At 62.9% G+C, this 9,058-nt stretch carries 6 protein-coding genes; all 6 read right to left on the reverse strand.

What is annotated here, in order from left to right; genetic code table 11:
- Nucleotides 1-6: 6 nt before the first annotated feature.
- The 6 genes from Q6E04_RS08435 to der all read right to left on the reverse strand — a co-directional run bounded on the left by Q6E04_RS08435 (nt 7) and on the right by der (nt 8,848).
- Nucleotides 7-3,402 (reverse strand): SbcC/MukB-like Walker B domain-containing protein, encoded by a 3,396-nt coding sequence (locus Q6E04_RS08435; RefSeq protein WP_303250333.1) that lies wholly within the window; start codon nt 3,400-3,402, stop codon nt 7-9.
- The gene (locus tag Q6E04_RS08440) at nt 3,389-4,048 is read right to left on the reverse strand and encodes a DUF4194 domain-containing protein (protein WP_303250334.1); all 660 of its coding nucleotides are present in this window, start codon (nt 4,046-4,048) and stop codon (nt 3,389-3,391) included. Before Q6E04_RS08440 ends, Q6E04_RS08435 begins: the two co-directional genes overlap by 14 nt.
- On the reverse strand, nt 4,045-5,556 hold the full coding sequence (locus Q6E04_RS08445; protein ID WP_303250338.1) for a Wadjet anti-phage system protein JetA family protein: 1,512 nt from the start codon (nt 5,554-5,556) through the stop codon (nt 4,045-4,047). Before Q6E04_RS08445 ends, Q6E04_RS08440 begins: the two co-directional genes overlap by 4 nt.
- 159 nt (nt 5,557-5,715) lie before the next feature.
- Nucleotides 5,716-6,711, reverse strand: coding sequence for an NAD(P)H-dependent glycerol-3-phosphate dehydrogenase (locus Q6E04_RS08450; RefSeq protein ID WP_303250335.1), 996 nt, complete (start codon nt 6,709-6,711; stop codon nt 5,716-5,718).
- 151 nt (nt 6,712-6,862) lie between these two features.
- Nucleotides 6,863-7,528, reverse strand: coding sequence for a glycerol-3-phosphate 1-O-acyltransferase PlsY (gene plsY, locus Q6E04_RS08455; protein WP_303250336.1), 666 nt, complete (start codon nt 7,526-7,528; stop codon nt 6,863-6,865).
- Nucleotides 7,529-7,534: 6 nt separating this feature from the next.
- Complete coding sequence (gene der / locus Q6E04_RS08460; protein WP_303250337.1) at nt 7,535-8,848, reverse strand: ribosome biogenesis GTPase Der; 1,314 nt, start codon at nt 8,846-8,848, stop codon at nt 7,535-7,537.
- Between the last annotated feature and the right edge of the window lie 210 nt (nt 8,849-9,058).

Raw genomic sequence — 9,058 nt, forward strand, 5'->3', positions numbered from 1 at the left:
GGCCGCTTATTCGTCTTCGGCTTGTTCGTCATACCAGCGCGACACCTCGAACGCACCGCCGAGATTGCGATGGATGAAGCCGCTGCCCGTCATAGCCGCGAACGTTCCAACACGCTCGTTCGGCGTTGCCAGGATGGGCTGCAGGCCGAGGCGCTGCATCAGCTCGATAGCCTGAACGGTACGCTCGCTGTCGACCACCTCGAACGCCTCGTCGATCAGCACCGTACGCAGCGTATTGCCGTCGAGACCCTGCTTCTTCGTGCGGCACCGGTGCGCCATCGACGCGAACAACACCACGTAGAACGGCAGCATCTGTTCGCCGCCCGAGCTGCCTCCCAAGCCGGCCTTCAGCGACACCTCGCTTCCGTCGGGGCGCACTTCCTTCATGTCGAAGCTCAGATAGCTCTTGTAATCAAGAAGGGCGCGCTTGCGCGCAAGGGCCTCGTTGCGCTGCTGCTCGGTCTCGGCGCAACGGCTGTCCCTGATCGTGTCGAAGAAGCTGTCGATCACGGCGCCGTGCTTCGTATGGAACGCCTCGTCCCACAAGCCGCCCAAGGCATTGTCGAAATCGGGGTCCATGATCATGTCGTAATACGGCGCGTAATCGGGGTTCTTCGACCAATCGAAACGATACCTGATATCGCCGAACGGGCACTCGGCCAGATAGGCGTTCGTTTCGCGGATCGTTCTCCTGACATCGACGATGCCGTTTCGCAGCGCGCCCACGATCGCCGTGGTGAATCCCTCTTTCGTCTCGGTTTCCATGCGCTCGAACAGCACCCGCCTTTCGGGGATGACGTTCGTCTCGAGGGCGCTCCATTCGCGCTCCCACGCCTCGTTGCCGCGGTCGGCTTCGTCGACCTGCTCCGCCGAAACGGCGGCCGCGTGCTCGCGACGGAAGGCAACGAGCGCATTCCAGCATTCCCTGCTCGCCGACGCCTTGGTGCGCGAACGCTCCTCGAGCTCTTTGAACGAATTGTCCACGCACTCCCGGCGGGCGGCCTCTTCGAGGCGTCCTTCCTCCAAAGCGACGTTCGCCGTCTCGGTCTTCGCGAAATCGGCCTCGCATCGCTCGCGCCTGCCCGCCGCGTTTTTCGCACGACGGTCGGCATCGCCGAGCGCACGCTGGCACTGCGCCGATTCGGCGCGGACGGATTCTATTTCCTCTTTCAGGGCGCGCACCGATTCCATGATGGCGGCGGACTCGCCCGATCCCGAAGCGGCGAGCGCCGCGCGCATGCCCTCCGCTTCGGCGCGGGCCGATGCCAACCGGCCGTAATCGTCCACCATCGAAGCGATCCCGCGCGCGAAACGCGATTCCCTGTCGGGACACGCCGCTTTGATGGAGCGCAACAGGTCCTGACGGGCCGACAGGGCGGCCGCGAGGCTTTCGTTGTCTGCGATGGCCTTCTCAGCCTCGCGAATATCCTCGGCGCGGCGCGCCTCCTGCGCAGACGAGCCGATCATGAAACGGATGCGATCGCGCCCGGGAAGCGCGTACACGGCGAACCCGCGATAGCAGTCGCCGTTCGCCGTGACGGCCGATTTGCCGGGATTGTCCTTGATGAACGCCAGCAAGCTTTCTCTATCGGCGCAGCAGGCGATATCCCCGAGCGCCCAATCGACATATGCCGTCGCGACCTTCGCGAAACGACCCTCGGCGGCCGTCGTCTTGGCCGCGAGCGACCCCTCGGAGCGCGTCGAGTTCTCCATATGCTTCAAGATGCCCGGCGTATCGATGAGCCGCACGGTCTTGCGGCCGCGATACGACCCATATGCGCGAAAAGCCCGCGCGAACGAATCGGGAGCCACCAAGAGGTCGGTCCGCCTGCGTCCGAGCATGCCCTCGACGGCGGCGCGCCACCCCTGTTCGCCAGGGGCGATATCGATGGCGTCGCACAGACACGTCGCCTCGACGCCGGCCTCGTCGCACAGATATGCGATGAGCGCGTCGGCATCGGCGTCGCGTACCGCCTCTCCCGCTTCGGCGGCCTTTTTCCTGCGCATCGCCTCGAGCTGGCGGTCCGAAGCCTCTCGATGCGCATCGCGCGCGGCGAACTCCTCGTTCTGCGCCTCCAGATACGCCTCGGTCGCAAGGTCGATAAGGCGGTCGAAGGCATCGGGGCCCTCATCGAGCAGGCCGATGCCGTGTTCGACCGCGGCCCCCAGGGCCTCCTCGAGACGCTGTACCGCATCGGCGCAGGCCAGCTCGGCAAAATCAGACGACCGGCGCGCCTCGCGCAGAACCGCCATGCTCTCGGAGAGCATGCGGAGGTCGTCGCGGGAACGTCCCTCGTAGCGTTCGATCTCGGCATCGATGCGTTCGATGTCTTTCGCAAGGCGCCCGCGCTCGCGCTGGACGTCGTCGTTTTTCACCAAGTCCCATTTCGCCTGGCGTTCGCTATCCAAGCTGTCGGCGCGCGCTTCCAAGGCGACGATCCGAGCATTGAGCTGCGCGCGCTCGGCCTCGATATCGTCCTCTTCTTTGCGCAACGCGTCGATTTCACCCGCAAGATCGGCGCGCTGCCTCAATACGCGGGCACGCATCAGAATGTCTCGTTCATCTTCGGAAGCGCGCCATGCGGCGAAGCGTTCGCGCTCCTGACCGATCACGCCTTGGCGCTCGATCGCGCGGTCGAGGTCTTCGCGGCACTGCTGCCAACTGTCGATGTTGCTGTTCATGTCGTCGGCCGTCGTCACGCTGCGGCCGTCGCACAGGTAGCGGTAGATGAAGTCCTCGATACGCGTATCTTTGCCGATGGCCACGAGGTTTTTCAATGCGCCGAAGTAGCTCGGATCGCTGAATCCCATGCGAGCAAGGAAGCCCTTGTTATATTCGGAGGTCGATTCGCATAGGTGCAGATTCGAGATGACGCCCTCGTCTTCGAGATGCTTCAAGTGAAGCTTCGTGTCGCGCACGCTGAGCGCCTCGCCGTCTTCGATGAAGCGGTCGGCGGGAAGGCCGCCCTCGTAGAAATAATAGTTAGGCACCAAGTTGCCCGCGCCGAGGCGGCTGCGGTAATCGCAGCACATGCCGAAGGCGACCTCCGATCCGCGCAGGGAATCCCAGAACACGGCCACGATATGGGTCGTGAAGTCCATGCCCTCGCGCACGCCCTTCTGAGACGAGCCCTTGCGCCTGCCCACCACGTATTCGGCGAAATTGCGCGTATCGGCGCTATGCGACTTGGAGGCCTGGTTGTAGTTCGTGCGCCTGGTACTTCCCAGCAAAACAGTGAGGAACGCATCGAAGGCGGTCGACTTGCCCGATCCGTTCGCGCCCGCGAATACCGAGCCGTCGACGCTGAACGGCTCGTAAAGCTTCATCTGATGAAGCGACCAGTTCACCACGAGCAGCTTTCGCGCGTAGATGCCCGCCTGCACGCCATTATTCGTCATCATCGTCCCCCGCATCGTCGTCGGTCGCATCGAGCGCGGCTTCCGTTCCATCGAGCGCCGCCGCATAGCGCTTCTCGTAAGCATCGACCGTCGCGCGGTCGGCCACATGCACGACGGCGGGCTGGATCGCGAACTCGACGTCGAGGTCGGACCAGCGCCCGCGCTTGCGCAAGACGATGCCCGCGCGCTCGAAGCGCGCCATGATGCGCCTGACCTCGGCCGTGGAAGGCTCCTTGTCGAACGCGCGATACGTGACGCACAAAAGACCGAGAAGCTCATTCATGTCGGAATCGACCGTCGCGAATCGGCCCATCTCGGAACGCTTGTTCTCGTACGTCACGGCTAGGCCGAACAAAAACAGCGTCTCCGCGCGATCGAGGCGCTCGTAGCGGACGCCGATGTCGTCTTGCGGCGCACAGATGTAGAAATTGCCCAACGGATCCAGGTCGAGGTCGTATCCCACCGCTTCGAGACGGGCGCGCACCTCGTCCTCATGGTCTTCGCAGAACATGAACTCCGGCGAGACGTCTTTCGTCCGCTCCCCTTCCTGCGAGACCCATTTCATCTTGCACAGGTAGCGATGGGCGATCAGCGCCGCGCAGACCGCCTTGACCTTCTTTTCCGTTTCCATTTGATAGAACCGCTTCATCGCGAAGCCCTTTCCACGAATCGAACGCGCACGATATTCTGGCCGCCCGACGACATACGGTCTTCGTCGTCGATCCGCGGCACGGCATAGGCGGAATCCTTCGAATCGGCCGCCAGGACGTACAGCATCTGCTGAACGCGGTCGGCGCGGCTCGAAAGAGGAAGCGACGAGCCGTCTACTTCGCCTTGGCATGCGACCATGCGCTGCATCTTCTTGCCCGCGCGCGTCAGGGCGCTTTCCGCCACGGCGTCGTCACGGCGCACTGCAGGCATATCGCCCTGGTCGGCGATCATGACGCGATTCATCTTCTCCGCGTCTTCCTGCGCTCGAAACGTCGAAAGGCACGAATCGTCGAAGGCCCCCTTATCGGGCAGGAAAAGAACATCCTGCATCGCCTCGAGCGCCAGATCCGCACGCGTCTCGTCGCTTTGCGAGACCTGCATGATCGCGCGCTCGTATGCGGCCGCCATCGTCGATGCACCTCCCAAGAGCATGCGGTGCTTCTTCGACATCTCGGATGTGACGCGTTTTTCGAGCGACAGCGCGTATTCCCACGCGTCCCTGACCCTGACCGCATAGGTATAGCGCACGTCCTGGATAAATTCGAACGGACGCGAAAGGCCCTCGGGCATGCCCGGCAGACGCGACGCCTCGCGCACCAAGGCCATGAGGTCGGAGTCGACGCTCCAGGCGTCGAGCATTCGCACGATAGCATCGCCGTTGCGGTCGAACCCGTCTTCGATGCGCAGCGGCTGCATGATGGAATCGAACAATCCCTGCTCGTAATCGTCCATGACGAACTGCAGGTCGTACTGGGTACGGCAGCTCGCGATCCTCATGGAGGTGAGCTTGAATTCATGGCAGGTGCGACGGATACGGGCGTTCAGGGCCTCCGAGCGCTCGCGGGCGTTCTTCAGCGCTTCGCACAGCTCGCGCCCCACCACTCCCCTGACCACGGCGTCATCGATGCCGCGGCCGTCGACCCGGGCGCGCTCCAGCCCGCTTTGCGCATGCTCGAGGCTCGCGCGCACGTTGAGCACGCACGAGGTCGAATCTACATGCGAACGACGCGCGTCGGCCGTCACGAATTCGGCCAGGCGGCTTGCCCGGTCGCCGACGACGAGCGTCGTCTTGAGCGCGCCTTCGACGGAGTCTTTGAACAGTTCGAACCATCCCGTCTCATGAAGACGGCGAAACACGATGCGGGCGCGTGAAAGCGGGCTTTCCTCCTCGGCGGAATCGTCCTCCTCGACCGAGAAATTCTCATCGAGAAATTCGTCGCGCACGCCGAGCGCGCCGTTCACGAGATGGTTCTCGAAACGCGTGGCGAGCGTCTCGACGAAATCGTCCTTGGTGATCCATCGCTTCGAGCAATGCAGGTCCCACAGCACGATGATTCCATGAACGTAGAAGTCGCGTTTCGGCGACGAGAGCACGGCGTACAGACGCCGTTGGGTCTCGCCGTCGCGACGAAGCGCGAACGGCCGCAACCGCATATCGTCATCCATCGACACGATAGACCTCCTCTGTCCTTTTCGAGATGATAAGCCGAGCATACTCCATTCGTGTACACGAATAAGGACATCGGCGGGATATGGCGTTCGAAAGGCCTTGCGAGGGCAGCTTACGAGGCCCTCGCTCGAAAATGCGCCAAGCCCTTGGCAGGCTTAGTAGAACTCGGGCTTCAGGGAGCGGTCGAACAGCGCGGCGGCGGCGACTTTCGGATCGACGCCTTCCCACAGCACGCTACGCACCATGCTCGTGATAGGAAGTTCGACCTCGTGCGCCTCCGCCAGCGCGCCGAGGGTCTTGCAGGCCAGTGCGCCCTCGACCACCATGTGGGTCTCGGCCCTGTACTGCTCGAGCGTCGTGCCCTGCGCCATGCGATAGCCGAATGTGCGGTTACGGGAATGCTCGCTCGTGCAGGTGGCGATCAAGTCGCCGACGCCCGCAAGGCCCAGACACGTCATCGCAGAGCCGCCGCACGCTTCCACGAGCCTGCTCATCTCGGCAAGACCGCGCGTCATGATGAGCGCGGCGGTGTTGTCCCCCATGCCGAAACCATATGCAGCACCCACCGCGATCGCGATGACGTTCTTGAACGCGGCGCAGACTTCGGCGCCCACGATGTCGTCGCTGACATAGGTTCGAAACGACTCCGTGGCAAAAAGATCCTGGAAAAACAGCGCCGTGCCGGCGCCGGACGACGCGATCACCGTTCCCGACGCGATTCCCTTAACCACCTCTTCGGCGTGGTTGGGACCGGTCAATGCGGCGATGCGATCGCGGCCGCCCAATTCATCCTCGAAGATTTCGACGGGAAGAAGACCGGTACCCGCCTCAACGCCCTTCGAACAGATGGCGATCGGCATTTCGGAGCCGACGAACGGGGCGATATCGCGCGCCGCCTCGCGCAGGATGGACGACGGCGTGACGATGACGACGGCACGTGCGCCCATCAGCGCACGCTCATGGCTCGACGTCGCGCTCACCTTGCCGTCGAGCACCGCGTCCGTCAGATACCGCGGATTGCGATGTTCGTCGTTGATGCCCGCGCACACTTCGTCCTTGCGCGCCCACAACACCGCGTCATGACCCGCCGTGGCAAGCACATTGGCAAGCGCCGTTCCCCACGAACCCGCTCCGATAACCGCAACCTTCATGACAACTCCCTTCGTCGCGCCCATGGCGCGCGTCCTGCGTCGGCGAAAATCAGCCTCGTTTCCGCGACCCGCGGAACGAGATGCGGCTTTCTGCGCGACAACGACGAAAGCGCCCCTTTCGAGGCGCTTTCTTTCAGCCCGGCTCCGTCGTTTAAGCCTGGCGTTTCTTCGCGCCGATGCGCGATTCCGTTCCTGCCATCAAGCGCTTGATGTTGGCTCGATGGGCCCAGACAACCGTAGCGCCCGTCAAGGCGTAAAGCGCAATGGCCGACCACTGCCCCCAGAACAGGAAGCAAGCGATGACCGGGCACAACGCGGCAGACGCGATCGACCCCACGGACACGTACCGGGTAATCAAAACCAGCGGGACGAAAATGCAGAACACTTCGACGAATGCTCCCACCGGCCCGAACGCGACGCACAGCGCGCCGATGGCCACCGCGATGCCCTTGCCTCCACGGAAATGCAGCCAAGGACTGAAAATATGTCCGAGCGTGCACCCCGTAGTCGCAATGGCGCACATGGTCTCATAGCGAATCAAGGCATCAGGCAAGAGCCCGCCTCCCGGCACGAGAAACCAAAGCGCCGCGAGTGCGATGCCCCCCGAAAGCAATCCCTTGCCGAAATCAAGCAGGAACACGGCGACGCCGCCCGCCTTGCCCATCGTGCGCATGGCGTTCGTGGTGCCGATATTGCCCGATCCATGCTCGCGGATATCGGTGTGGTATACGGTCTTGGAGATAATGAAGCCCCAAGGAATCGACCCCAGCAGAAAGGTTACGGCGAATACGCCGAGGGCTACCGCTATCTCGAGCATGGCGGGTTAATCCTTCTTCTTGAACTTGAAGCGAATGGGCGTACCCGAAAGATCGAACGCCTGACGCAGGCGATTCTCGAGGAATCGCTGGTAGTTGTCGTTAATCAGCTCGGGATGGTTGACGAAGAACGTGAATTCGGGCGGGCAGGTGCGCGTCTGGGTGACGTACTTCATCTTAAGCACCTTCTTGCCCTGCGACACCGTGTGGCCGAACTCGCGAATATGCTGCAGCCATGCGTTGAGCTTGCTCGTCGAAACCTGGGAGGAGTAATTCTCGTAGGCAGCGTCGACCGCTTCCCAGATGCGGGAAACGCCCTTGCCCGTCAGGGCGGAGATGCTGATGACGGGAGCATAGCCGACGAACATCAAGCGGTCGCCGATGGTCTCGCGCAGCTCGTCGAGCACTTCGCCGCTTTCGACGATATCGCGCTTGTTCATAAGGACGATCATGGCGCAACCGCGCTCGGCAGCGAAGCCCGCGACACGCTGGTCCTGGTCGGTCAGGCCGATCGTCGCGTCAATGACCAGGATGGCCACGTCAGCGCGGTCAATCGCACGCATGGCACGCACGAAGCTGTAGCATTCGACGTCTTCGTCGATCTTGCTCTTCTTGCGCAGGCCGGCCGTGTCGACGATCGTATAGAACTTGCCGTCATGCTCGACCGTGGTGTCCACGGCGTCGCGCGTGGTGCCCGCCACGTCGCTGACGATGGCGCGCTCGCGGCCGATCAGCTTGTTGGTCAGCGAGCTCTTGCCCGCGTTCGGACGGCCGATGATCGCGATGTTGATCGAATCGACGTCCTCTTCCTCCTCGACGGGGATGCCTTTGATGTAGCCGACGACCTCGTCGAGCAGATCGCCCGTGCCGTGGCCGTGAATCGAAGAGATCGGCCAGGGATCGCCCAGACCGAGGCTGTAGAACTCCCACAGGCCGTCCTCTTTTCCGGGGGCGTCCATCTTGTTCACGGCCAGCACGACAGGCTTGCCGCTGCGCTTCAGGATGCGCGCGACCTCGAGGTCGTCGGGCGCGGCGCCCGTGCGGCCGTCGACCAGGAACACCACGGCGTCGGCTTCCTGCGTTGCCATGACGGCCTGGTTGCGGATGGATTCCTGGAAGGCGTCGTCGTTGCCCATTTCGATGCCGCCGGTATCGATCAGCGTGAAGTGGACGCCGTTCCAATCGGCCTCATGATACGAGCGGTCGCGCGTGACGCCGCGCATCTCGTGCACGATGGCGTCTTGTCCGCCCACGATGCGATTGACGAACGTCGATTTGCCGACGTTCGGCCGTCCGACGACGGCGACGATAGGTAGTGCCATAATCATTTCCTTCTTATATATCCGTGCGCGAACGCGCACCGTCCGAATTCGCGAGAACGCTAGCCCGCTACCAGTTCCTCGATCTGCTCGATGAACTCGGGCACGCTACAGGATACCACGGTCACGGGAATGCCCGCGGTATCGCGAATGTCATCCACGGTCATATCATCGAGCGTGTACCCGTCGGCGTTGAACATGATACGCGGCAGC

It is taken from the genome of uncultured Slackia sp. (genome assembly GCF_959608125.1).
GTDB lineage: Bacteria > Actinomycetota > Coriobacteriia > Coriobacteriales > Eggerthellaceae > Slackia.

What these genes read in the sequence shown, in the direction of transcription:
- Q6E04_RS08445 (WP_303250338.1), bottom strand. Translation starts at nt 5,556, where the DNA reads ATGGATGACGATATGCGGTTGCGGCCGTTCGCGCTTCGTCGCGACGGC.
- Q6E04_RS08435 (WP_303250333.1), bottom strand. Translation starts at nt 3,402, where the DNA reads ATGATGACGAATAATGGCGTGCAGGCGGGCATCTACGCGCGAAAGCTG.
- Q6E04_RS08440 (WP_303250334.1), bottom strand. Translation starts at nt 4,048, where the DNA reads ATGAAGCGGTTCTATCAAATGGAAACGGAAAAGAAGGTCAAGGCGGTC.
- der (WP_303250337.1), bottom strand. Translation starts at nt 8,848, where the DNA reads ATGGCACTACCTATCGTCGCCGTCGTCGGACGGCCGAACGTCGGCAAA.
- plsY (WP_303250336.1), bottom strand. Translation starts at nt 7,528, where the DNA reads ATGCTCGAGATAGCGGTAGCCCTCGGCGTATTCGCCGTAACCTTTCTG.
- Q6E04_RS08450 (WP_303250335.1), bottom strand. Translation starts at nt 6,711, where the DNA reads ATGAAGGTTGCGGTTATCGGAGCGGGTTCGTGGGGAACGGCGCTTGCC.